The organism is Calothrix sp. UHCC 0171 (genome assembly GCF_034931845.1).
Classification (GTDB): domain Bacteria; phylum Cyanobacteriota; class Cyanobacteriia; order Cyanobacteriales; family Nostocaceae; genus Brunnivagina.
Genome location: NZ_JAYGHN010000022.1, coordinates 1 through 26371 on the forward strand (window position 1 = coordinate 1; position 26371 = coordinate 26371).

General features: G+C 40.5%; 16 protein-coding genes. 5 read left to right on the top strand and 11 right to left on the bottom strand.

The genetic code is table 11. The features are described 5' to 3' along the window. Positions 1-34 precede the first annotated feature (34 nt). Together VB733_RS16735 and VB733_RS16740 are read right to left on the bottom strand one after the other, a co-directional pair. Positions 35-1657, bottom strand: coding sequence for a SpoIIE family protein phosphatase (locus VB733_RS16735; protein ID WP_323341198.1), 1623 nt, complete (start codon positions 1655-1657; stop codon positions 35-37). A gap of 194 nt (positions 1658-1851) precedes the next feature. After that, the gene (locus VB733_RS16740; protein WP_323341199.1) at positions 1852-2577 is read right to left on the bottom strand and encodes a response regulator transcription factor; all 726 of its coding nucleotides are present in this window, start codon (positions 2575-2577) and stop codon (positions 1852-1854) included. A gap of 557 nt (positions 2578-3134) precedes the next feature. On the opposite strand from VB733_RS16740, the gene VB733_RS16745 reads away from it, so the two are divergent. After that, a complete protein-coding gene (locus VB733_RS16745; protein ID WP_323341200.1) occupies positions 3135-3908 on the top strand; it encodes a WecB/TagA/CpsF family glycosyltransferase in 774 nt (257 codons plus the stop codon). A gap of 212 nt (positions 3909-4120) precedes the next feature. Continuing rightward, on the top strand, positions 4121-4894 hold the full coding sequence (gene ftsE, locus VB733_RS16750) for a cell division ATP-binding protein FtsE (protein WP_323341201.1): 774 nt from the start codon (positions 4121-4123) through the stop codon (positions 4892-4894). Positions 4895-4944: 50 nt separating this feature from the next. On the opposite strand, the gene VB733_RS16755 is transcribed toward ftsE, so the two are convergent. From VB733_RS16755 to VB733_RS16775, 5 genes are all read right to left on the bottom strand, one after another. Next, entirely contained in the window at positions 4945-5703 is a 759-nt protein-coding gene (locus tag VB733_RS16755) for an armadillo-type fold-containing protein (protein ID WP_323341202.1), read from the bottom strand. Positions 5704-5870: 167 nt separating this feature from the next. After that, a complete protein-coding gene (locus tag VB733_RS16760) occupies positions 5871-6596 on the bottom strand; it encodes a hypothetical protein (protein ID WP_323341203.1) in 726 nt (241 codons plus the stop codon). 442 nt (positions 6597-7038) lie between these two features. Further along, positions 7039-8313 (bottom strand): NYN domain-containing protein, encoded by a 1275-nt coding sequence (locus VB733_RS16765; protein WP_323341204.1) that lies wholly within the window; start codon positions 8311-8313, stop codon positions 7039-7041. Positions 8314-8573: 260 nt separating this feature from the next. Further along, a complete protein-coding gene (locus tag VB733_RS16770; protein WP_323341277.1) occupies positions 8574-12488 on the bottom strand; it encodes a glycerophosphodiester phosphodiesterase family protein in 3915 nt (1304 codons plus the stop codon). Between the two features lie 93 nt (positions 12489-12581). Continuing rightward, positions 12582-14957: an alkaline phosphatase gene (locus VB733_RS16775; RefSeq protein WP_323341205.1), complete on the bottom strand. Its 2376-nt coding sequence runs from the start codon at positions 14955-14957 to the stop codon at positions 12582-12584. 1045 nt (positions 14958-16002) lie between these two features. On the opposite strand from VB733_RS16775, the gene pntA reads away from it, so the two are divergent. Both pntA and pntB read left to right on the top strand, forming a co-directional pair. Further along, the gene (gene pntA, locus VB733_RS16780; RefSeq protein ID WP_323341206.1) at positions 16003-17592 is read left to right on the top strand and encodes a Re/Si-specific NAD(P)(+) transhydrogenase subunit alpha; all 1590 of its coding nucleotides are present in this window, start codon (positions 16003-16005) and stop codon (positions 17590-17592) included. Positions 17593-17711: 119 nt separating this feature from the next. Then, positions 17712-19172, top strand: coding sequence for a Re/Si-specific NAD(P)(+) transhydrogenase subunit beta (gene pntB / locus VB733_RS16785; RefSeq protein ID WP_323341207.1), 1461 nt, complete (start codon positions 17712-17714; stop codon positions 19170-19172). Between the two features lie 67 nt (positions 19173-19239). Here pntB and VB733_RS16790 read toward each other — a convergent pair whose 3' ends face one another. Continuing rightward, the gene (locus VB733_RS16790; RefSeq protein ID WP_323341208.1) at positions 19240-20502 is read right to left on the bottom strand and encodes a VCBS repeat-containing protein; all 1263 of its coding nucleotides are present in this window, start codon (positions 20500-20502) and stop codon (positions 19240-19242) included. 239 nt (positions 20503-20741) lie between these two features. Further along, complete coding sequence (locus VB733_RS16795; protein WP_323341209.1) at positions 20742-22064, bottom strand: acyltransferase; 1323 nt, start codon at positions 22062-22064, stop codon at positions 20742-20744. Between the two features lie 269 nt (positions 22065-22333). On the opposite strand from VB733_RS16795, the gene VB733_RS16800 reads away from it, so the two are divergent. Then, on the top strand, positions 22334-23647 hold the full coding sequence (locus VB733_RS16800; protein ID WP_323341210.1) for an aminopeptidase P N-terminal domain-containing protein: 1314 nt from the start codon (positions 22334-22336) through the stop codon (positions 23645-23647). A gap of 173 nt (positions 23648-23820) precedes the next feature. On the opposite strand, the gene VB733_RS16805 is transcribed toward VB733_RS16800, so the two are convergent. Both VB733_RS16805 and der read right to left on the bottom strand, forming a co-directional pair. Beyond that, the gene (locus tag VB733_RS16805; protein WP_323341211.1) at positions 23821-24774 is read right to left on the bottom strand and encodes an energy-coupling factor transporter transmembrane protein EcfT; all 954 of its coding nucleotides are present in this window, start codon (positions 24772-24774) and stop codon (positions 23821-23823) included. A gap of 211 nt (positions 24775-24985) precedes the next feature. Continuing rightward, positions 24986-26347, bottom strand: coding sequence for a ribosome biogenesis GTPase Der (der, locus tag VB733_RS16810; RefSeq protein WP_323341212.1), 1362 nt, complete (start codon positions 26345-26347; stop codon positions 24986-24988). Between the last annotated feature and the right edge of the window lie 24 nt (positions 26348-26371).

Sequence of the window (26371 nt, forward strand, 5' to 3'; positions counted from 1 at the left end):
CGTCGCTTGGTACGTGAAGCTCTGTCTTCATCATTTACAAAACCTCCAAAGCAAGTATAGTTTGGTCGTCTTCTTGAGTATCTGCATCTGCTTGAATGCGAGCGAGTAAATTATCGAGACATAAAGGTAGTTGTTGCTCTTGTAATAGTTTCCACAAACCATCTTGCTTGAGCATGGTGCTATCAACGATCGCCTCTGTAATTCCATCACTCGCAAGTAGTAGTGTGTCTCCAGAGGAGAGAAACACCTGACCTGATTCTGCTTGCCATTTTGGTAAAATTCCTAAGGGAACACCACGTGTTTCTAAGTATTTGGGTTCTTGGGTGTTGCTGATATCACTAGACCACAACAGGGGATAGATATGACCAGCATTTGCATACACTAGTTCTTTAGTCTTGGGGGTGTAACGTGCCAATACCAAAGTAATAAAGCAGTTATTGCTGATTAAATCATCACATAGAGCATGATTGAGGTTTTGCATGATTACATTTGGCATTGCGGGCGTTTCTTGGGAAAGTTCGCGACGCAAAACTGAGATGGCACTAGCCATAAATAAAGCTGCGGGAACACCTTTACCAGAAACATCTCCGACTGCCACCCACAAATCACCTTTAGGGTGGACAAATACCTCAAAAAAGTCGCCTCCGACTTCCCGTGCTGGTAAGCAACTGGCTTGGATTTTGGCGCTTTTGATTTCGGGTAATTCTTGTCTGAGTAGATTGTTTTGAATTTGGCGGGCAACTTCCAATTCCAGGTGAATTTGCTCTTGTTTTTCCTGTAGTCTTTGATAGAGTTTGGCTTGTGACAGTGCCAGTGCAGCTTGCTCAGAAACATCTGCGATTAGTTGGATATCCTCTTCTTTCCAGGGGCGATCGCGCCGATATTGGCATAAAGTCAATATGGCAAGTAATTGCTTTTGGTAGATAAGCGGAATTACGAGTTGATAGCCAGGATAGCTTTCGTCCCAAGTTTCGCTAAGTTGGTAATGTCTTGTTTCCAAAACTTTGTCTATTAAAGCTTCAGAATTTATGGGCACAAAAACATCAGTCGATTTTGTATCTTGGTAAAAAAATTCATCGACTGTGAGGCGATCGCTTTCCACCGGACGCAAAAAGCAATAGGTCGCATCAAAACTCTGTCCCAGTGTGGCAACAATTTTTTGTAGCATACTGAGATAATCAAGTGACTCACGAATCGCCATAGTCACAGCATTAAAAAGTGACTCGCGCCGCAAAGCCCGCCGTAATTCCTGAGTACGTTTTTTGACAACGCGATAGGTATCCGCCGCCTGTTCAACCACAGCTTTGAGACGGTCAGGTTTCCAAGGTTTGGTAATATACTTGAATACCTGACCCGAATTAATCGCGTCAACCAAGTCTTCGACATCGGTAAAACCAGTCAGCAAAATTCTAATCGTATCGGGGAAACGTTCAACCGTGAGGCTGAGAAACTCTGTACCATTCATCTCAGGCATTCTTTGGTCTGAGATAATTACAGCCATTTCGCCTTCTTTTTCCAGGATATCGATCGCACTTAGGGCATTGCTGGCTTTAAAAACTTGAAAATCTCGTCGAAAAGTACGGTAGAGTAATTCTAGGTTATCCGGTTCATCATCTACCACCATCAACTTCAATTTTTCTAACCCTGTATCAGTCATATTTGACTTTAAATGTCGTGCTGGTTTGCAGACGAATTAGTCTCAGATATATAATCTCAGACCGATGCGCCCAGTGTGTAAAGAATAATAAATTACATCCTTATTTACAGAATACCCAGTTTCAACACTATAATTCACAACAAATTAACATTTTTAGTTGATGGTTTATATGTATATAGATATACATAGTAATCTTAACCAACTAAACCAGAACGTAAGGCACGGACAGCAGCTTGAGTGCGGTCATCGGCACATAATTTGTTTAAAATGTTACGGACATGAGTTTTGACAGTACCGACTGTAATGTAAAGTCGATCAGCAATGACAGCATTACTACAACCTTCAACAATCAACTGCAAAACTTCCAATTCGCGTTCGGTGAGGGTGTAGGGATCAATTATTTCTTCTGATGACACTGAAGAGGTTGGTAATCGCTGTCCTGACTTGGTTTCCAAATTTGCAGAGTCAAGCTTGGGAGGATTTTGCTGTGCTTGTTGAAGTACAATTCGGGCGATCGCAGGGTCAATCCAGGCATTGCCGTTATAGGTGACGCGGACAGCTTCAATTAAATTATCGTACTTCGTATCCTTCATGCAGTATGAGTCAGCACCAGCCGCGAAAGCCGCTAGTACAGCTTCCTTATTGTCACGAAGAGTTAGAATTAATACTTTAGTTTTGCCTAACTCATCAGTTCCCACTGCCGATTTTACTTCTCTTGTGAGTTCAATACCATCTTTGTCAGGTAAACCAATATCGACAATTGCTACATCAGGATGTAGAGTATTTAACAATTTTAGTCCATCCGCAGCATTGGCAGCCTCTCCCACAATTTCAATCTCGTCTTTTTGCTGTAAAGCAGTACGGATACCCACACGGGTAAGGTCATGATCTTCAATTAGAGCAACACGCATTTTACTCATGGTTGATTTCCGCCCGTCTCACTGTTGACTGTAAAATTGAGTTTACGAATAAAGTTTCACCAGATGTAGTTTCAAACATCTTTCACAAAGCTAAAATATTAAGTTTTGTCAATCAAGCCAGCAGTAGCAGGAAACTTCTGCTTAATGAGTTTTTGCATCCGATACCAGCTTCATATCTCAAACTTTAAGCCAAGCTTTAAGCCAAACTTCAAGAAAGGATTATTTTAACCCTTAAAACAGCACCTACTATATAAATTAATCTAATTCTGTTGTTATCTGTTCAGAGACTTTGTTGGCGATAGTTTTTTCGACCTTGTTGAGCAGCAAAAATATTTTACCTACCTTGGCTTTAGAGATGGATATATGTTTACTTCCCTTGCCTGATGTAGATAATAAATTCGGGTTCCAGACCTGATTTTTCACAATGCAAATAATTAGATTTTCAGCAATAGTAACCACAAACAAAAATCTGTCATAAATAAGACACATGACATTAGGAACAAATTTGATAAACTAGCTTCGTTAAGGTATGGTGTGAGGCTAATTAACAATAGGCTATGTTTAATCCGCCTAAATCTGTTTCGACTCAATCCTGTTCGGTATTAGGGCTACCAGTTCACGTAATGCCAAACTACCCCGACTGGTTACTAGAATGTTTACAATTAGGTCAAGGGGCGCATGTAGTCACCCTCAATGCGGAAATGACCATGCAAGCCGAGCAAAATAAACTCCTTGCCGATGTGATTCGCAATGCAGAGCTAGTAATTCCTGATGGCGCAGGGGTAGTTTTGTATTTGCGACTGCTATTACAGCAAAAAGTTCAGCGTGCCCCCGGTATTGAACTGGCAGAAAACCTGCTATTCTCCTTAGAGCGATCGCATTCCGATGCCAAGGTTTTTTTCTATGGTGGAGCTCCGGGAGTTGCCCAACAAGCCGCAGAATATTGGCAGCAGCAAACACCAGAATTAGCGATCGCCGGAACCCATTCAGGTTATCATTCAAAAGAAGAAGAACAACTACTAAAAGAAAACCTGGCTCAGACGCAGCCTCAAGTAATTTTGGTTGGGCTGGGAGTACCACGTCAAGAGATGTGGATTGCTAAAAATCGCCATTTATGCCCACAAGCAATTTGGATTGGTGTAGGTGGTAGTTTTGATATTTGGTCTGGAACTAAAACCCGTGCCCCTTCTTGGCTAGGTAATAATAACTTAGAGTGGTTATATCGTCTTTATCAAGAGCCTTGGCGCTGGCGACGAATGTTAGCTTTACCGGAATTTGCCTGGAAAGCAATAGTATATTCGCTAACAGGTAAAGGTGCAGTTGCTCATTAAACCTGATTTATCTTGATGTATTTATATACTTAGTCGCGAGCCGCATATGGGGGAAGTGTGTAAAAACACTTGTTTTATTTTTACCTTTCCCCTTTTTGCCTAAGTATATTGTGCAATGGTCAATTAAATTTACACAAACTTGATATTTTTTGGCTTTGCGTGGGAATCCTGAATTTGTGAGCAATTTGTAATCTCATTACCCAAAATCAGCAATGCCAGTTTTAACCAATCAAGTCACAAACGAACTCAAAAATAAAGTAATTTCTTATCAATCCGTTATTGAGCAGGAAAAACCAGCGCCGGAACCAAAGAGTGAGACTGCGGCAATGGTACAGTTACGTGATGTCACCAAAACGTATAAAAATGGGCGCGATGCCTTAATTGATGTCAATTTAGAGGTGAAGAAGGGAGAATTTTTGTTTATTACCGGAGCCAGTGGTTCGGGAAAATCTACCCTTTTAAAATTGCTGTATGGTGAAGAGTCACCGACATTTGGAGAGGTATTGGTAGATGATTGTTATGTCCCCAATTTACAGGGGAATAGACTATCCTTGCTGCGACGACGTATAGGTATTGTTTTTCAAGACTACAAATTAATTCCCCAACGGACAGTAGCAGAAAACATCGCCGTAGTTCTGCAAGCACAGGGCTATACTCGTAAAGAAATCCAGAGACGTTTACAACCAACTTTAAAACTTGTGGGGCTACTACCAAAAATGGATTGTTTTCCCAGTCAGCTTTCTGGTGGTGAACAACAAAGGGTGAGTATTGCCCGTGCGATTGTGAGTACACCACCAATAATTTTAGCTGATGAACCCACCGGAAATCTTGATCCGGATAATTCTTGGCAGATAATACAAATATTGAGAAAGCTAAATTCTTTTGGTGCCACAGTAATTATCACGACTCACGATGAACAATTAGTGCGTCGCTGTAACCATAGAGTCGTTCAGGTAAGAGATGGAAAAGTTTTGAGTGTTGGGTAAACTGCTGGTTCAATAAGTTACTTATAACTTAGGGTGAGTAGTACCCAATTCTACATCTCATAAACTTGTTTTTTGACTCTAATTTTTAGAGGTTTTAAAGGAGTTGGTTTTTGGTTAGCTGTGTCAAGTATTTGCAAACTTTCAAACGTTGCATCTCGGATTAATGTTTCTTTTTCTTGAGTGAGTAAGAGTTGTAAACATTCTGTAATGTTTTGTTGCTCAGATATATTAATCCTCGAACTTGTTGCTAACTTTGTCAGTTGACGCACGGCGATGAGACGTTTGAGAGGGTCTGATTCAGTGAGATTTCTTAGTAGTTTGTCTATTTGATTTTGGTCTTTATTATCTTGACTATTAATAATTATTCCGATTAATAAAATCAGAGTGATGAGAGTACCAATACCTTGTAAAATAGCACCTGTGGCAATCCAGGGATTTTTGGAACCCATCCAAACTGCGATCGCCATATAGGTACTCAAAGCAGCTATCCCACCACTCAATACTGCTACAGTCAAACGGCGATTGGGACTGTGAAGCAATTTACTCAACTCAAACCAGTATTTTTGCCAATTCCACTTTTGCATCGAATAAGCTAATGTCATTGCCCCAATACCAATGCTACTAGCAAGCAACAACTTCCAGTCCCACACCAACATTGCAACAACAACAGTTAAGATTCCTAGCGCTTTTCCTGGCTCCCGAAATCGCTTCACATATAGCTGTTTTGCGGCTCCTGTCTTAGATGCTGGAAGCGCCCAGTTGGGTATCTGGTTAATTATTTGCTGCCACGAAGACGAAGCTTGTGCCACTGTATTTACCTACTTGATCGACAGATTTATAATATATGGCTTTTGGATGTAAAGTGGGGCAATTACCGAACAATCACATATTTTTATCTCAACATCTACCTCAAAATGACTAGCAAAGTCTGAGAATATGCTCATTGGGGATATTTTTTCGGAATTTGTGGTTAAAACTAGTCAAAACAAAAGTGAAATTCATCAATGGTAAATTGACCATCGAAGGCATATAGGCTGATACTACAAATTTCCTGTGCTTTTAATGATAGTAAAGCATTCGGAGGAATTATGGAGTCGGTATTTGCTAAATTTGCCCCAGGGAGTATATCATGGGCAATCACTTGACGATCGCGATTATAAGCTGACATAATAAGCCTTTGGGAACTAGTCACCCGGAGATTAACCACATTTACCGGACGCACAAAAGAGGCTTCTAAAAAACCACTTTTTGGCGCTCCCATTAATACAGTCACTCCCCGCTCGGTGGGGAATGCTGGATTAGAAGGCTGTATGGCAATACAATTACTAAAAACTACCCCCAATTCTTCATACTGAAGTTCCACGGATTCAAAACATTGCAATGTGTCCAAGTCTAAACTGATACAATTGTCAACATCTTCTTCAACTCCTGCATTAGTATCCTCAAAGTCATAAGCTCTAAGAATAGGATTTAATCGCGTCACCGGGTTGATTAGTTTTTGTGCTTTTGAGCTACTTACCTTCCGGGATGTAACTCGCTCCAGTACAACTCCTTCCAGATGACTACTTGTTTTGGTTACTGTTGTGATGTTATTGATCTTGTTGGGAAAAGTTTCTGCAATTGAGTAACCAAACTGGAGCGAACTACTACTTTCCTCCAGAATCAGGGATATATCTGATTTGCGACTACCCTGTTTTATCATGAGACCCTCACTGTAACATTGCCGAGAAAATAATTAATTAATTTGCTAATTTAGATACAATCCTGATGTAGAATTTCCTGTAAAAGATGAGTGTATTTTCTGGTAATTCATGTAAAAATTACATGGTTTAATGACAAACACATATATATCTACTTAAGAAGTAAAGCGTACCTAGAGTATTTTCATGCTCGTCGCTATCAGTGATGTTTCTGATACATTAGCACAAAAATTAGTATGGCAAATAATCCATAAGTAGTACCTAATATTAGGTATAGCTATTCAAACTACAGTATTTCGCATCAGGGATGAAACAATATAGTGAAGCGAAAATCACCAAATCTTTACAAGTCACCTGGTGAATTTACATTTGCTTTACCTGCAAGTAATCAAGTACGCTCAAGCTGTACTATCATGTAAGTACATGTTGTACATAGATATGGTTTTACTTTTTCCCTTTTGGCGTATCCCCATTATTTGACTGTTGGGGAATTTTGAATAACGCTATGTATGTCTCAGAATCTTCTGGCAATTGGTGCACAACAAATTCTGGTTTGGTAAGAAAAATATCTTTAGCGGTTTTACCGGGAAAATGATAGAAAATTACTTGCTTCACACCAATGTTGTATTTACTATGAAAGATTTGCGATAATTTTGACAATTTTAGCCATTGATTGCCAGTACGAGACTCTTCATCTCGCATAATATCTTTAATTTGAGTGATAAATTGGTCAATACTGGGTAAAACTACGTGCTGCCAAGTTTTACTACTTTGGTTTTCCAACACTTTGAGATTGCAACCCTGTTTGGTGACGCGGTATACAGTTAAACCATGTTGCTGAAGGTGATTGCACAGGTTTGTCATCACATTGTCTGATGAACAAACTAAAACTTCTTTGGCATTTGGGAAGCGATCGCAGATGGATGAACCATAGGCTATCATTTTACCATCAGCATTATCTTTGCCGGAAGGAACGTGAATAAGATCGTAGCCACGCTGATGTAACTCTGCGTCCAGTTTACCTTTACGTGACCAATTTGCAAATGCAACTTTGACTTGAATTGGTGAATGACAAACTGTGGTTAAAAATTTTTCTGTTTCTGGATTCAGTTGCAGATTTTCTGCATCTAATAATAAGACTGTAATTCCTGTTAATGTGGTGGTTGCTGGGATTTTATCTGCTTCTTTTTCTACTTTTTGGCTATTTTCGGCGCTAATCGCGATTTTTTCTGGATTTTTTTCGATTTGTAGTGATTCTAAGTTTTGCGGTTGCCGAGTTTTAGTTGTTGTGACTGGCTGAAAATTTTCGCTATTGGGAGGATTAACTGGTTGCTGTGGCGCAACGACACCATTATTTCTGATATTTGAATTTAAATTTAAATTTGAATTGGTATTTGAATTTATATTTAACGAACAGAGTTGAACCACTTTTGCGATTAAGTCAATTACTATCTGCGATGCAAACGATTCAGGGGAAAGTAGGGCTTTGAGAAATTTTTGCAGTCGTTGCTGGATATTAGCTGCATCTTTAGCTGTGCCGAGAACTTCCGTTAGCTTACTTTTTAAACCAGCTTGATGGCGATCGCTCGACCAAGGTATATTTCTATACTTTTCTAGGAGTAGATGTGGTTGCTGTTCTTGAATGGTAACTATGGCTTGACAGACATCGGAGCCAATTTGATTCAATAAAACAGAAGTGTCAGCAGTCAAAACAGCCATAACTCAATCTATGCAGTAGAACATCCTGTCTGAGAATCTTTATCCAAGATTTATCAAAGACCATCTTTAATCAAGTTATATCTGGCTGTTTAAGCGGATGAAATCAGTAAATTTGCTGACAAAGAGCAAACCCTGGATAATTCCCCTCCGAAAATAGATTCCCAGCCTTATGACTGGGAACTAGGAAAATCCAGAACTTAATCTGAATTGCAAGGCTTATTTTTTCGTCATGATTGCCAAACTTCAGTCCAATCCTGAATCTAGATGATAGTCACAGAACTCAGTTTGACATCCTTGAGCGTTGCTAGTAAGTCACTACCTGAACTAATCAAGGTATCGTTACCACTAATACTCACCGATAAAGTGCTGTTAGTATTCAGGGTACTACCTAAACTGATTTGGTCGTTGCTGCCATAATTAAAGATAGTTGTGGAACCAACACCTGTATCCAAGATAAATCTGTCACTTCCGCTACCAGAATACACGGTATTATTACCAGTGCCCGCAGAAATAACATTATTACCTTCGTTGGCGTAGATCAGGTCATCACCCACACCAGAATAAATGACATCAGCTTGAGAACCGCCGTAAATTAAGTCATTACCAGAGCCAGTGGTAATTTTATTAATTCCTTCATTGGCATAAATCAGATTATTTCCATTCCCAAAGAAAAAGACATCATTACCAGAACCACCATAGGCAATGTTATTTCCATTACCAGCAATGAAGATATTTTGACCTTCGTTACCGTAAATGGTATTGTTGCCTGCCCCAGCAGCAAATAGTTCGTCTTTGTCGCTACCATAAAGGACATCATCGCCTTCTGTTCCTTGAATTTGCATCGCTGGCAGATTTTGACCGGCAATTCCCACACGAGGATCGAGATTTAGGGGTTTATCCAACTCTAGAATGATGATTTCATTATTATCGATCGCCGGAGGACGACCAACTGAGAAGGGGTAGTTGTTATCGTTTGCCACGAGGATGGTTTTCTCGTCGATAACTAGGACATCTTCAATTGTTTGGAAGGGCATTTTGAAAGTGCTGCTACCATCTTTGTCTAAATCCTGGGGGTCTTGGATATTCAGTAAATCAGCAACTTCTTGTTTAGCGACAAAACCGTTGAGGTCTTTTTGAGAAAAGTCAACTTTGTAGATTTTTTTGAATTTAGCTGCATCCCCTTGATTATTATCGCGTTCGATGACGAGATATTCATTCCCATTAATCACAGCGATATCACCGATCGCATGGTTGGGATTTTCCATTTGGTAATATCCCACTAAACCTTGATATTGCTGGGAGGCGATATCAAAATCATAGATGCGGAGAGAACCTGGCGCATCCCCAACAACCGTACCTTCCAGTAGCGGATATAACTTGGTTTTATCTGGGTTAATTCCTAACCCTTCAAATCCCCTAGAACCACCCAGGTTTGAGACCGCAGATGTACCGACATAAAGGTCACGGATAGTATCACCTGTACCAGGGAAGTCAGTGAAGAAACCGTCAACACCTAGCTCAATAAACTGCTTGTATTCTTGAATTGGGTCACCGTTATAGTCGGGAGCCAAAAATACGCCCTCATTACGTAAAGTATAAAGATGTACAAGTAATCCGGCGCTGTGGGCATCTTCAACTAGTGTAGTGGGAGCAAGCAATTTACCATCGCTACCAGCCGGCACAATTAACCGTTTGTTGGGACCAATACCTGCCGCATAGTTGGCAATCTCAGCTAATTCTGCGGGCTTTGTCAGGTCGCCGTAGGTACGTTGATCACCTGTGACTCTAAAATCGTAGGGGCGATCGCTGGCTCCACCAAATAGCTGTACCAAAGGCAAATCGATTTTTGCCTGGGGCATGATGTCATTGTTGAGTTCCTGGAGATTGCCAACTTCAAAGGATTGAATAAATACCCGTTTGGGATCGGTAAAGTTTTTGGCAACTAGGGTATCAACTAGTTTTTGTCCCAGGTTGATATTAATGGCAGTGCCATCAATGCGTTTTCCTTCGCTGGCAAAGTAGGTGGGATGTTTGGTTTCTGGATAGATGCCTATTTTGCGTCCGGTTTCCTGCTCAACTTGCTGGACTAAATCAATAATTTCCGCCAAGGTGGGAACTTGGAGTTTATCGTTATTAAACTTAGTGCCCCGTAAAGCTGGTAAACGCTCGATCGCATTTAGGGTTTTGAGTTCAGCCAGGGTAAAATCTTCGCTAAACCAACCCTTCACGTTGCGTCCATCAATGACTTTGGTGGTGAGGCGATTGGCAAACTCTGGACGCAGGTATACGTCGGTACTGGTATCGGTATTATTCAGACTACCGTCAGCATTGATGACAGCTAAAGCATTTTCGTGGCGAGCAATCAAAATACCATCTTTGGTGGCAACTAAATCAGGTTCAATAAAATCCGCACCTTGAGCGATCGCGAGTTTGTAGGCTGCTAAGGTATGTTCAGGACGTTCCCCACTAGCACCACGATGCCCAATGACAATGGGAGGATTTTTGTCAAGGGTTTTGAACTCATTCGTTTTCAGGATATCTGGATTTTGGGGCGATCGCACAAATGGCGATAAAATTTGCTCACGTACCAAGTCACCTGTACCCGGAAAGTCGGTGAAATAAGCGTCCACACCCAAGTTAATAAACTGTTTATATTCGGCTTCGGGGTTGCCATTGTAGTCTGCTGCTAAATACCGTTCCTCGTTGCGGAAAGTGTAGGGATGTACCTGCAAGCCAACTGCATGGGCATCTTGGATTAAATTTGTTGGGGGTAAAGTGGTTTTATCGGCATCGTTGACAGCCCCATCCCCATTAATATCATCGGCTTTGCCATCAGCATTCGCATCCACACCCTTGACAGAAACAATCATCCGCTTCCAAGGACCAATGCCATCAGCATAGGTGGCGATTTCCTCTAGTCCCGCAGGTGTGCGTAAATCTGCGTAGGTGCGGGAGTCACCACTCACCACGAAATCGTAGGGTTTAACCTCAATTAGAGAGCCATCTACACGGACATCTGCGGCATCTAATAACTGCACCAAAGGTAAGTCGATACCCGCTTTGGGCATGATGACATTATTCAGTTCCTTGAGATTACTAGTTTCAAATGACTGAATAAATACACGCTTGGGGTCAGTAAATCCAGTTTTTACCAACGTGTCAATTAGTTTTTCCTCCAGGGATAAACCCAGGTCATCATGGTAAGTTGGATGTTTTGTTTCCGGGTAAATACCAATTTTGCGTCCTGTTAGGGTTTCTTCCTGCTGCACCAAGTTGATAATTTCATCCAAGGTGGGAATTTCCAATACCCCATTGAAGGCTTGGGTGCGGAAATCTTGAGGCATTTTTGCCCGGAGCGTCTTCAGTTCCGCCAAAGTAAAATCGGAGACAAAGAAGCCTTCCTCCGCGACTCCATCAACAATTTTTGTGGTTTTGCGATTCGCAAACTCTGGGCGATCGCTCACATCGGTAGTATTAATAATATTTGGTTCATGGCGAGCAACTAATACTCCATCCTTAGTAGAAACCAGGTCAGGCTCGATAAAATCAGCACCTCGGTCAATTGCTAATTTATAGGCTGCTAAAGTGTGTTCGGGCAGTTCACCACTTGCACCCCGGTGTCCAACGACTAAAGGAGCTTCTCCAGTCACAGTATTCAGTTTGAAAGAATTTGGTGTGGTGACAGGAGCTGAGAGTAACTTCCCAGTGGCATCAAAATGGAGCAAATAGGGACCAAATTCATCACCAATCCAAATCGTTCCATCTTTAGCTAAAACAAACGATTCAATATCAAAATCAGCCCCAGTTAGCGATCGCTCGGTTGTGCCTTCGTTAACAATTGGAAAGGGAATTTTTTGATCGGGATCAGCTAGCTGAATAAAGTTGCCAACTTGAACGCTACCATCTCCGTTTTCAATCCCTCGAAAATTGGGATCAACTTGATAAATTCGCAATAAAAAATCTGAACTATTATTCTTGGCACCATAACCATTGTCTGCCATAAACCAGAACTTATCAGAGCCAGCAAACTGGACACCACTAAATCCCTGCACGGGTTGTCCCGAAAAAGGTCCTGTGCGACCATTTGCAGAGATACCTTTACCTGATGGAGTTCCATCTGCAAATGTATCGGCAGGAAGAGAAGCGAAACCTTTGAGTTTGGTAGTTGCCATAATTGATATTTTTGGTAGTATGGATTCCCGAATGAAAGCTCGCAGTAGGTGAAGCACATACCACAAGCCAATACAAAGTGAGTTGCGAGGAAAAAATTAAACGAAGCTTACAGAACTGAGTTGCACATCCTTGAGGGTTGCTAATAAATCGCTACCAACACTAATCAAGGTGTCATTACCGCTAATAGTTGTGGACAAAATGCTGTTAGCTGCAAGAGTGCTACCACGGCTAATTTGGTCATTGCTGCCGAAATTAAAGATGCTCACGAAACCTTCACCCGCATCCAAAATAAACTTATCTGCACCACTACCAGCGTAAACAATATCATTTCCAGTACCAGCCGAAATGACATTGTCACCTTCATTGGCATAGATAATGTCATTTCCAGCACCAGAATAGATATAGTCAGCTTGGGAACCACCGTAGATAGTATCATTACCGGAACCAGTAACGATATTATTGATACCTTCATTGGCAAAAATTAGATTATTCCCATTCCCAAAACTGAAAATATCATCACCTGAACCGCCATAAGCAATATTATTGCCATTGCCAGCAATGAAGATATTATCGCCTTCATTACCATACATGACGTTATTACCTTCTCCACCATAGATGCGATCGCGTCCGGAACCACCATAAAGCCGGTCATTACCATCGCCACCAATTAAGGTGTTATCGCCTTCGTTACCAAAAATGATATCGTCGCCAGCGAGACCGTTAATGTTATCGTTCCCATCATCTCCGTAAAGAGTGTCGTTGCTAGCAGTCCCAAACTCCACCGCCGGATTACCAGTAACAGCCTCATACATTGTCTGGTAAATATTCACTTGGTCAGCTAACCCAGGAATCCCGGCAATATCGTAACCATAGCTGTTGTAACCTTGACTGATTTGACTGGTGAGAACTTCAGAACCAGCGCCTTGGTAGTAAACGGGGACTGGACGATTGGTGTGACTTCCCCAGCCATATTTACCATCTTTTTCCGGGTTAGAACCCCAGAAATGACCAACTTCCTGGTAATTATCAATCTCGGTTAATGCTTCTGCACCCTTTGCTGCTAATTCAGCCGGGAAATTAGGATTCAAAGTTAAATAATGGTCGTGATCTGCTGTCACAATCAATAGATTTTCTTCCCAACCACCATTGTTCTCAATCCAAGCGAGGGTACTCCCAACAGCCTTATCAAAGTCATTCATGGTTCCGATCAGGTTGTCTAGACTGTTGTCATGGGCAGACCAGTCGATGTCGCCACCTTCAACCATCAACCAGAAACCATCTTTGTCTTTTTCTAATACCTTTAATGCCGCTTGAGTCAAGTCATCAAGGGTTGGGTTTTCATTAACTTCTCTAGCGATGAAGCTAGCATCAGTTTCTCCAGGTAACAAAGGGCGAGTAACATCTTGCTTTAATCCTTTGCTACTGAAAACGCTGAACATATCCAAACCAGTGGTGCTGTAGTCACCATTGGCGGAACTGACTGGTAAATTCCCATTTTGTCCGCGTGCGCCATATAAACCCAGAAGTCTTTCACCTTTTTCGGGATCAATTTGACTAGCTGTGTCTGCTAACACTTTTGCCGCATCTGTACCCCTTTCTAAAAAGGTGTAACCATAGAGGTTATTGGTGGGTTTATTACTCAGTTCTGTATAAGTAGATTCACTAACAAATTCAGTGCTTCTATTCGGTTCCACTCCCTCTGGTAATAAGTCTCCTGGTGCAGAGAGTGGATGACCACCACCAAGTAGGACTGTTGGCTGATAGATTCGGAGTTCCTGTTGGAGAATATTGTCTAATCCAGGATACTCACCATCATATTTATTCCGACGGTTAACATTAGCAGCCGCAGCACCGGGGGTTGCATGATCGATGGGAACTGAACTTACCAACCCTGTGGATTTACCAAGACCATTGGCAGTGCTGAGAATAGTTTTCAGAGGTCTCTCGAAAATATCAACGCCAATGGCATTGTTATAGCTTTTGACTCCGGTGTAGAGAGTGGTAGCGGTATTTGCAGAGTCAGGATAGCTGTATTTAATATATTCTGGGTCATTCCCATCTGTCCAAGGATTAACACCACCGCGCGCGGGATCATAACCAACCAAGTTACCAACCGCTTTCCCATCAGTGTTAGTAGCACCACCAGATGCCGTAGTACCGGGATTAAAGGCAGGATTAAAAGTAAAACCTGGAAGTAAAGGACTATCACCAGTGGCGGAAATCGAGCTATCTAGAGCCGGATTAGTGGTACTGAATAAACCATTAGGGCGCGCGATCGTTGTCCCATAGGTGGTTACTAAGCCGTAGTTTTCTAGTTTTTGAAAGTTAAGCCCTGTCCCCTTGCCTTCTGTATAAAAATCACTCAGTGTAGCGCCAGTCTTACCTTCGTTAATTTGCTTGGCGATCGCCGCAGTACGAGCCATTTCCCAGCCCATACCATCGCCAATCATAATAATTATGTTCTTAGCCATTTTGGAGTTTTCGCCTGGTTTGGTTAAATGTTTAGAAATTGATGAGTAACAGTGAATGTTTTACTGTACTGGTAGCAATTCACTTATTAGACATTCAATCGATCAAGTACAAATACTTCTGGAGTTGGTAATATCAAAAATGCTCATGTGTGTATTGCCGGCTTAACTTTAACGCCATCCTCAGAAGTCAAGAAACATCAAATTTGAGTTCAAAATCTCGTGCGATCGTTAATAGTGGGTGTTATGCTTAAATACCTAGAAGGGTTAATAACACAAATAAGAATCTGTCAAATACCCTAAGTTGAGATAGCAAAATTCACCGATGAGAGTTTTGTTGAGTTGAAAATTTACTTAATTCCTAGAAGAAAGTTATACTTGCAATTCCAATTTGACACGTAAAAGTTAAGGGGAAGAAAAACTCAGATTAAGGTATCAGTGAATTTTGTGAGCAATTTATAGCTTTGGTTTCCCCTATCTGTGACATGTTACGCAGATAGAAGCTTTTTTCTACTCAGGAACGAAAATTTAATAACTTGCATATAATAAAATGGTGCGTAACGCTGCGCTAAGGGCACCCTTCTTTTGTAATTTATTTAATGTAATTTATTTAATCCACATTCCTAACCCAAGGTTTTGAGCGGATTTCCCCCCAAACTATTCGCCAATCGTATCCTGTTAGAGAAGGTGTTGGGTTTAATTTCTATCTAAACTCCTCAGAAAATTTTTCGTCACATAACTTGTTACAAAATCGAAACATTAGTAAAAATTCAGAAATAAACGTCAATAAATCAACGCAAATATTACATAATTATTACGCAAATATTTATATAAAAACTTTTTTCCAAATTTAATGACTATAATTACCTTCATAATCAATCTTGAGAATATTAATGTTGAGAATTCTTGTGAAGAATTACGACAACAAGAGATATAAAACACCACACATAATGTTATTTTGAATCAAAGTCTATACAAGTTATTGTTTTTCGTTCGGTGTCTTTTGAAGTTTGGGGAAATCGGTTAAATAAGTAAGGAGAATTAGGGGATGAAGGTTGGTATCCCAAAGGAAATTTATCAAAATGAATATCGCGTTGCCGCGACACCAGATACAGCCAAGCAATTAATGAAGCTTGGTTTTGATGTCCTAATAGAGTCTGGTGCTGGAAATGGGGCAAATTTTGCCGATGATGCCTATGCAGAAGTTAATTGCCAAGTTGTTGCCGATGCCCCAACATTATGGTCGGAAGCTGATATTGTATTGAAGGTTCGTCCACCACAGATGCATTCAGAATTGGGTAAGCATGAAGTTGAATTGCTATCTGAGGGTAAGTCATTAATTAGTTTTATCTATTCGGCTCAAAATCCAGAGTTACTTAATGAATTGAGCAAGCGCAAGGCTAATGTTGTGGCGATGGAAGCGATACCCCGCATTAGTCGCGCCCAAAAGTTGGATGCCCTCTCATCGATGGCAAATCTCGCTGGCTATCGGGCTGTTATTGAAGCTGCAAATAATTTTGGACGTTTTTTTAATGGACAAATTACAGCCGCAGGTAAAGTCCCACCCGCTAAGGTATTGGTAATTGGTGCTGGGGTGGCTGGCTTGGCTGCGATTGGAACTGCGAAAGGATTAGGGGCAATTGTGCGTGCCTTTGATACGCGACTGGTGGTGAAGGAACAAATCGAAAGCTTAGGGGCGGAGTTTCTGGAACTCCAATTTGCCGAAGATGGTACTGGTGAAGGTGGTTATGCGAAAGTGATGAGCGATGAGTTCATCAAAGCGGAAATGGAATTATTCGCCGCCCAAGCAAAGGAAGTAGATATCATTATCACCACTGCCTTGATTCCAGGTAGGAAAGCACCCATACTCATCACCCAAGAAATGGTGGAGAGTATGAAGGATGGTTCGGTAATCGTAGACTTGGCAGCAGAGCAGGGTGGTAACTGCGCTTGTACTCGCGCGGGTGAAGCCTATCGCTACAAGGGAGTGACAATAGTCGGATTCACAGACTTACCGAGTCGGATGGCACAACAGGCAAGTCAACTATATGGAACTAATCTTTGTCATCTTCTCCAAGAGATGGGTGGCGGCGATAATTTCCACATTAATCTTGATGATGATGTGATTCGTGGTGCATTAGTGCTTCATGGGGGTGAAGTTCCCGTACTCCCGGCGAAGATTGAGAAGGTGGTTGAGAAGAAAGTTGAGGTAGTGAGTGATGCGGGGAGCCAAAAACAGAATCACACGCAGACAATTGTCACCGCCTCCGCCCCTGTCACCGCATCATCTGCCAAAGGTAGTAATGACTTACTTTGGGTATTTGTCGCTGCATTTGCCTTGATTGGCATTGGCATTAGTGCCCCGGCTTCCTTTTTGTCCCACTTTACGGTATTCGTCTTAGCTTGCTTTGTGGGTTGGCAAATAATTTGGAACGTCAAACCAGCTTTACACACACCTTTAATGAGCGTCACCAATGCAATTAGCGGCATTATTATCATTGGTGGGATGCTGCAACTATCAGGAAATACTAGTTCCGCCACAACTATTTTAGGCGCGATCGCAATTTTTATCGGCATGATTAATATTTCCGGTGGTTTCCTTGTCACTCAACGGATGCTGAAAATGTTCCAAAGGTAAAAAAAGAATCTAGTGATACAGGGACGCGGTAAATACAGAGGTATCAAATATTTTTCTTCTCCGCGTTTCTACTTACCCCAACTTAATTAAAAAAATAATTCACTAATTCCAGAATCAACATGACAAATAATCTCCTAACAGTCGCGTATATTGTCGCGAGTGCTTTATTTATCCTGAGTTTGGGAGGACTCTCCAACCAGGAGACAGCCCGCAAAGGGAATATTTTCGGTATCTGTGGGATGGCGATCGCATTTGTTGCTACCGCATTTTCCCTCTCTAGTCATTCCTACGTAATTTTAGTGTCTGTAGTTATACCAGGGGGAGTAATTGGGGCGATCGTAGCTTCCCGTGTCGCCATGACTTCCATGCCGGAATTGGTAGCAATTTTACATAGTTTTGTTGGTGCCGCAGCTGTTTTAGTTGGTATTGCTAATTACCTCCAAGAGCCAGCACTACTTACACCAGTTGAAGCGACAATTCACGAAATCGAAATCTTCATTGGTGTATTTATCGGTGCTATCACCCTTTCCGGTTCAGTAATTGCCTTTGGTAAACTTCGGGGAATCATCAGCAGCAAACCTTTACTTTTGCCAGGTAGACATTTACTCAATCTGGCAATGCTTGGAGCTTGTGTGTGGTTCGGTATTCAATTTATGGGCACAGCCCACCCAGAAGGACTGCAACCATTACTATTAATGTCTGCGATCGGTTATATTTTAGGTATTCATTTGGTATTGGCAATTGGCGGTGCTGATATGCCAGTTGTGATTTCCATGCTCAATAGCTATTCTGGTTGGGCGGCGGCGGCGGCGGGATTCATGCTGTCGAATGATTTGCTCATTATTACAGGTGCATTAGTCGGAAGTAGCGGTGCCATCCTCAGCTACATTATGTGTAAAGCTATGAATCGCTCCTTTATCAGCGTGATTTTGGGAGGTTTTGGGGCAGATACCAATACAACATCTTCAACAGCATCTGCATTACCTACAGGGGATGCACTGACAGCCAACGTCGAGGAAACAGCCGAATTTCTACGCAATGCCAAAAGCGTTGTCATCGTACCTGGTTACGGAATGGCGGTAGCTCAAGCACAACATGCCGTCTCGGAAATTGTCAAATTATTGCGGAGTAGTGGCATTCAAGTGCGTTTTGGTATCCATCCCGTAGCTGGAAGAATGCCGGGACACATGAACGTACTTTTGGCAGAAGCACATGTCCCCTACGACATAGTTTTGGAAATGGATGAAATCAACGAAGATTTTACCAAAACAGATGTGGTGTTAGTAATTGGTGCCAATGATACTGTTAATCCTAGCGCATTAGAAGACCCAAATAGTGCGATCGCGGGAATGCCAGTTATGGAAGTTTGGAAGGCAAAAACCGTCGTGGTAATGAAGCGAAGTATGGCAAGTGGTTATGCAGGAGTTGAAAATCCTCTGTTTTACAAAGAAAATACACGGATGCTATTTGGTGATGCCAAGAAAAATGTGGATGGAATTGTTGCTAAGTTGAATCAAGTCAATGAGGAAAAACCAGATGTATTGTTAACCAGACAATTTGCTTTGTCTAACAATATGTAAGTTAGGAAATATTCCCCAAATTTTCAGAATTTGGGGATATTTCATTTTCCAAAACATTCCCACAAAATTAAAAGAATACCCAACCCTTTTCCAGAGAAGAGATAGTAGCTTCACTACTTAATTGCAAATCATTTAAGAACCATAATTTATTTTCGCCAGTTTGAAAATTGCGCCAAAATAAATCAGATTTGCCATCACCATTGTAGTCGCCAATATTAAAATCCCAATTTAAGTCTGTAATTGACTGAATAAATTTTGCATCGTCTATTTTCCCCTCTCCTAAGTTGCTTCCACTAACTCGTGCAGCACTAATTCGCCAAACAGCATTTTCTCCAGTTTGATAATTACGCCAAACTAAATCAGTCTTCCCATCCCCATTAGTATCAGCAATACTAAAATCCCAATTCAAGTCATCTACTTTGTCTAGAAAAGCCCCGTAGTCATACTCTAAGCCATCATCTTTAAAAAACCAGACTGCATTCTCACCAGTTTTATAATTTCGCCATACCAAATCAGTTTTTCCATCCCCATTTGTGTCGGCAATTTTGAACTTCCAATTTAAATCTTCAACCTTAAACAGAAAGTCTGCTTTTTGCAATGTAAAACCATCCATTATCCAAACTGCATTTTCTCCACTTTGAGAATTCCGCCAAATTAAATCAGCTTTGCCATCACCATTGGTATCACCAACTTTAAAATCCCATTTAATATCATCAACCTTGGTAATAAATTCAGCTTGCTGATAATTCAAACCATTCATTTGCCAAATAGCATTTTCACCTGTTTTATAATTACGCCAAATTAAATCTTGTTTTCCATCACCATTAGTATCACCTAGTTTAAAAGACCAACTTAAATCATCAACTTTTGTTAAAAATGCACTTGCTTTAATTTCATAATTATTTAATAACCAAACAGCATTTTCACCTGTTGTGAAATTGCGCCAAACTAAATCCTTTTTACCATCACCATCAACATCACCTACTTGATAACTCCAATCTGAATCTGTACGAAACAAATCACTTTCTTTGCTGATTGTTGCACCATCCATCAACCACAAGCGGTTTTCACCAGTTTGAGTATTATGCCAAAAAAAGTCTGTTTTCCCGTCACCATTAGAATCTGGATGTACCCACCAAGTCTTACTAAATAAAGGATTTGGATTAGATGAAGGAGAAGCACCCAGAGGTTGTGCTAGGAATTCTTCACGCAATCCTAGGGAAGATTTAATTTGTAAGGGTAAGCTGACATCTAAAGGGGTGGAAGGATTAGTAAACCGAGAATTATCAAAATTTGAAGAAACGGTAGAACTATTATCTGACGCAAACATAAAAATAAAGTATATATAATTACTTCCAATCTTCTAACTATTTTTTCTGATTACGTCAAGCTTTATACGTGCTATCACTGAGAATAATTCAAAAGCCTTTTTGATATAGAATTTATATTGTTATTTTTACGAGCTTCAAAATTAACGATTTAGATTTTTTAAGTGTAAATACTGAGAGTAAACTGATAGACTAATTGGCAAAGTGCGATTTTAAAGAAAGTATCGTGCAAAATCTATATTTAATTCTGAATCCTGACTTTTGATTCTTGATTTCTAACTCCTCGATATATTTTAAATTTTGCGGCAGGAATCTCTACTAAATAATAGGTAATAGCAGCTAAGAATGACGATAGAATCAATGCTATGCTAATTCTGAATGTAAAAGCTTCTAATGGAATATCTGAAGTAAAGATGGGTGTAATTTTTTGAATAATTGGCATATGCCATACATATATACCATAAGATAAATGTCCCATAATTTCTAATATTCTCATCGGATTTTTTAATATATTTGTGAATGATAGTTTTTCATTCTCAGCATATGATTCATATTTTCTTAATTCAAAAGCAAAGATGAAAAAACATGTAATTATTGATGTTATTGGTTGAAGAACAAATATTGTTGTCGATGTTCTAAACCCACCAGTGCGAGTTGATAATCCCCATAGTTCTTGATGATAAAAGTGATGTGATGTGAATAGATAAAGTAGAATAATTAATAAAAACGCAACAAGCTTTATACTAATAAAAGAAAATAAATTAAATTGAAATAAATGTTTTAGAATTGTGTTTTTTGTATGATTGACATCTCCTTTTATCTGTTTATAGTGATGAATAAGTGGATTAATCAAAAATCCGCATATAAACAAATCAAGATTATTTATTAATGGAGCATACCAACGTCTAAAAGCATAAGAAAAATTTTCTATAATTTGTTGTTGAAAACCAGATAAAGTTATAAATTTGATTAAAAAAATTGCTAATATAGCTAGAAAAAAGACGATAATAAAACGCCTAATACTTATAATTAAAGGAGCTAATATACTATAAATAAAAGGAACTAGTAAATAGAATTGAACTTCAGTTGATAGCGACCAAAGAGCATCATTAAAAGGTAAAGTATGTGAATGAAAATATGGTTGATATGTAAATGTTAATAACCGTAATAGATAACCCCAGTTGGTCATTTTTAAGATATCTGTGTAAACGAAAATCGATAAGATAAGTAAATTAAAATAGTACAGGGGAACAATTCGTATAGCGCGATTGTACCAAAAATTAAAAATTCCTTTAGTATCAACAGTATAACGACCAGAATAAAATGCTTTACCCATTAAATATCCAGATAAGCAAAATAAAATCCAGACAGCAACTAATCCATTACTGAATATGATCCAACTAAAGTCATAACCTAAATAATGCATTGAATTTCGGGGAGGGGAGCAATGGATAGTTACCACCATCAAACAGGCAATTCCACGTAAAACTAATAGCTCATCTAGATGATTTGTGCTGTTGCCTATACTTTGCTGAGATGATAATTTCAAATCTATATTATTCATAGATTATTTTAGGTAAAAGTAAATAATAAAGCTAAGGAATATAAAGTAAGGATAGAGAATTTCCAATAGTGTGAAGTCGTCACAATTATTTTTACGTCCTCTTAGATGTATAATCCTGATGAATTTTGATTTAGTCGATCGCAAGATGAAAAAATATACTTTTCTAGTTATCAAGAATACTAAAAGATTTGTTTATGTCAGAATCGGAGTGACAGAAGTTAAAATACATCGATAGAGAAAAATAAGTACATATCTTACCTTATCCACACATGCATAAAGAATATCAGCAGCGTCGATCGCAATTAATGGCAAAAATTGGTAACGGGACAGCGATTTTTCGTAGTGCGCCAATGGCAGTCATGCATAATGATGTTGAGTATAATTATCGACAGGACAGTGATTTTTTCTATTTAACAGGTTTTAACGAAGCCCAAGCTGTGGCTGTTTTAGCGCCCCACCACCCCGAACATCAATTTATCCTGTTTGTTCAGCCAAAGGACAGAGAACAGGAAGTATGGAGCGGTTATCGCTGTGGTGTTGAAGCGGCAAAAGAAATTTATGGTGCAGATGCAGCTTACCCAATCAGCGAACTTGACGAGAAATTGCCACAATACTTAGAAAAAGCCGATCGCATTTATTATCACCTGGGACGCGATCGCAATTTCAATGATAAGGTTCTCAGACATTGGCAAATGTTGATGCGGACTTATCCTAAACGCGGTACTGGACCAATTGCGATCGAAGATACTGCACCAGTTTTGCATGGTTTGCGGTTAATTAAAAGCGAAATGGAACTGGGATTAATGCGAAAAGCCGCAGATATTGCTGTGGAAGCACACAACCACGCGATGGAATTTACCCAACCTGGGCATTATGAATACGAAGTTCAAGCGGAAATTGAACATATTTTTCGCCTGCGGGGTGCCATGGGTGTCGCATATCCATCAATTGTGGCATCGGGGAAAAATGCTTGTGTGTTACATTACATTGAAAATAATCGCCAAATGCAAGATGGCGAATTACTACTAATTGATGCGGGTTGTGCTTACGGTTACTACAATTCCGACATTACCCGTACTTTCCCTGTTAGTGGCAAATTTACACCAGAACAGAAAATACTGTACGAAATTGTCCTGGAAGCCCAGAAAAAAGCCATAGCCCAAGTTCAACCCGGAAATCCCTACAACCTCGCCCACGATGTCGCAGTGCGTACGCTCACGGAAGGTTTAGTCGAGATTGGTTTACTCAAAGGTGAAATTGATCAACTCATCGAAGAGGAAAAATATAAAGCTTTTTACATGCATCGCACTGGACATTGGTTAGGTTTAGATGTGCATGATGTGGGTGTATATCAATACGGAGATGATAAACCACAAATTTTACAAGCAGGTCAAGTGCTGACGGTGGAACCAGGACTTTATATAGTGCCGGATACGCAGCCAGCCGAGGGACAACCGGAGATTGACGAACGCTGGGTGGGAATTGGTATCCGTATAGAAGATGACGTTTTAGTCACATCGACAGGGCATGATATCTTAACTGCTGGAGTTCCCAAGGAAGTTAGGGAAGTGGAAAGAATTTAGCTATTATTTATATCGTTTCTCCAAAATCTGGCAACACATCAACTATATCTCCGTGTCTCTCCATCTCCGCGTCCCCTTGTCTCCCTATCTCCAGGTTTTGGTGACGCGGTGATAATTTTTAGTTAACAGTTACAAATAACAGTCACAAAATCATCCCACGATTTGAAATTTGGTTAAACTTCATTTCCAAATACTAAGCGTACTCCCCAGAATAAACCTAAAATTGCGATCGCCACCCAATCTCGACGCTGCAATTTCAAATCATGCCACTGGACTCTATGTTTGTTGGGGCTAGTAAAACCCCTGACTGTCATTGCACTTGCCATTTGTTCGGCACGCAATAGCAGGTTTTCTAATAGCCTATTAATCACAACTAACCAAATTTTCACGGCACTTTTAAATCCCAGTTTTTTCCAATTGATTGCCCTTGTCATGATGGCACGCATGAGGTTTTGGATTTCTTCTAAAACTAAAGGTATAAAGCGTAACGATAAAGTTAAGGTTAAAGTAATTTCTGTAATTGGTAATTTCAATTTATTTAAAGGCTGCATCAAACTCTCAATTGCGGCTGTAATTTCCTCTGGCGCAGTCGTAATCAAGTATAAATTTGTACTATACAAAACTGTAAAGAGAATTGTACTGAGTCGCAAAGCTAAATCAAAGGAACGGCGAGTGACTTTCAGCCAAGCTATTTCCAACAAAGTATAGCTGTAGGTTTTTCCTTGGGGTTGTTTGGTTTGGGCAATTTGCGGAGTGGCAGGGGATACAGATACAGTTGGATTGGCTATGGCAGGGGCGGCAACGACTTGATGAGCAGGTAAGCGGGGGTGATAGTGTAAACCCAACCCATCCGGGGTAATACAACCAATCGCAAATACAAAAAAAGCCAGCAATAGTAATCCTGTCATTTGTTGGGGTTGCTGCCAAATTCTGCGGGGAATTCCCGAAATCAATGTTGTCAAAACTAGAAGCACTACCAACAATATTCGCCATTGGTTATTAGCGAAAGTATAGGTAGTTAAAAAACTCATCAACCAAATAAACTTGACGCGGGGATCAATTTTATGTAACCAAGTTTGTGGTTGTTCGAGGTAAAGTCCAAGTGGTAAGGAACGAAGTAAATCCATTTGAATAGTTAAAAGTTAATAGCTAGGAGTCATAGTTATCGTTTCTTGATGAAGATGCCTGTAATTAGGAGCCGTGTAAAAATAAGTTGAACAATTTAATATTTGGTAGTGCGAGCATCTTGCTCGCACTACTTATTTTTACTTGATACCTTAATGTTGATGTCATTCCAGACGTTATTATTTATAACCTAACTCCTAACTCCTAACTCTTTTACACGCGAGTTGCCCGATTACTATTGATACTTTCCATATCACGAACTTTCTTACTACGCCACAATAAGCGTATGGGCGTACCTTGGAATCCTAGCTGCTGACGGAACTGGCGCTCAATATAACGACGATAATTATCGTTAAAACGCTTGGCTTCGTTGACAAATAATGCGATCGTTGGTGGTGCTGTTGTCACCTGTGTGCCGTAGTAAATTTTACCCTGTTTGCCGCTACGACTAACTGGGGGAGAATGCCAACGTACTGCTTCTTCTAAGACTTCGTTAATCACCGATGTACTGACGCGACGCTTATGTTCTTGAGCCGCATTCACAACCGAAGCTAAAATTTTCTCGACGCGCTGCCCTGTCACCGCACTGACAAAGACTGTATCAGCCCATTCGGTAAAATGCAGCCTTTCCTCTAAATCTTTCTCGTATTGATAAATAGTATGGGAATCTTTTTCAATAGCATCCCACTTATTGACGACAATAATACAAGCACGTCCTTCTTCCAGAATACGTCCAGCTAGTTTTTGATCTTGTTCGGTAACGCCGTCCAGCGCATCAATCACCATCAATACCACATCAGCACGGCGAATCGCTTTAAACGCCCGGTTAATGCTAAAAAACTCAGTTCCGTATTCAATATGTTTCTTTTTGCGGATACCTGCTGTATCGATGATGCGGTATTTTTGCCCATCGCGTTCGATTTGAGTATCAATTGCATCGCGAGTTGTACCAGAAATCGGACTGACAATTGCCCGTTCTTCGCCGACAAATGCATTTAAAAGGCTTGATTTACCGACATTAGGACGACCAACGATCGCAACTTTAATTTCGTCATTTTCCGGTACATCTATGGTCATTGGGAGGTGATTAATTAACTCATCGAGTAATTCACCAGTACCACTGCCGTGAATTGCGGAAATTGGGAAGGGTTCACCCAAACCCAACGACCAAAAGTCGGCGGCTTGAATTGCTCCTTGTTCGGGAGATTCGCATTTATTCACAGCCAGTAACGCAGGGACTTTTTGCACCCGTAACCATTCGGCGATTTCTTCATCAGCAGATGTGATTCCATGCTTCCCATCGACAACAAAAATAGCCGCAGTTGCATCTGCAAGGGCTGCCATAGCTTGTTGGCGAATCAGGGGTAAGAATTCGGTATCATCATTGAAGATGAGACCACCAGTGTCAACCACAGTAAATTCCCGATCACACCAAAAAGCCGGTAAATAAGTGCGATCGCGTGTCACTCCTGGTTCATCATGGACTATAGCAGTTTGGACACCAGCAAGACGATTGACAAAGGTCGATTTGCCCACGTTTGGGCGACCGATAATAGCAACAATAGGTAAACTCATAAAAAGGCGCTAAATGCTCCAAAT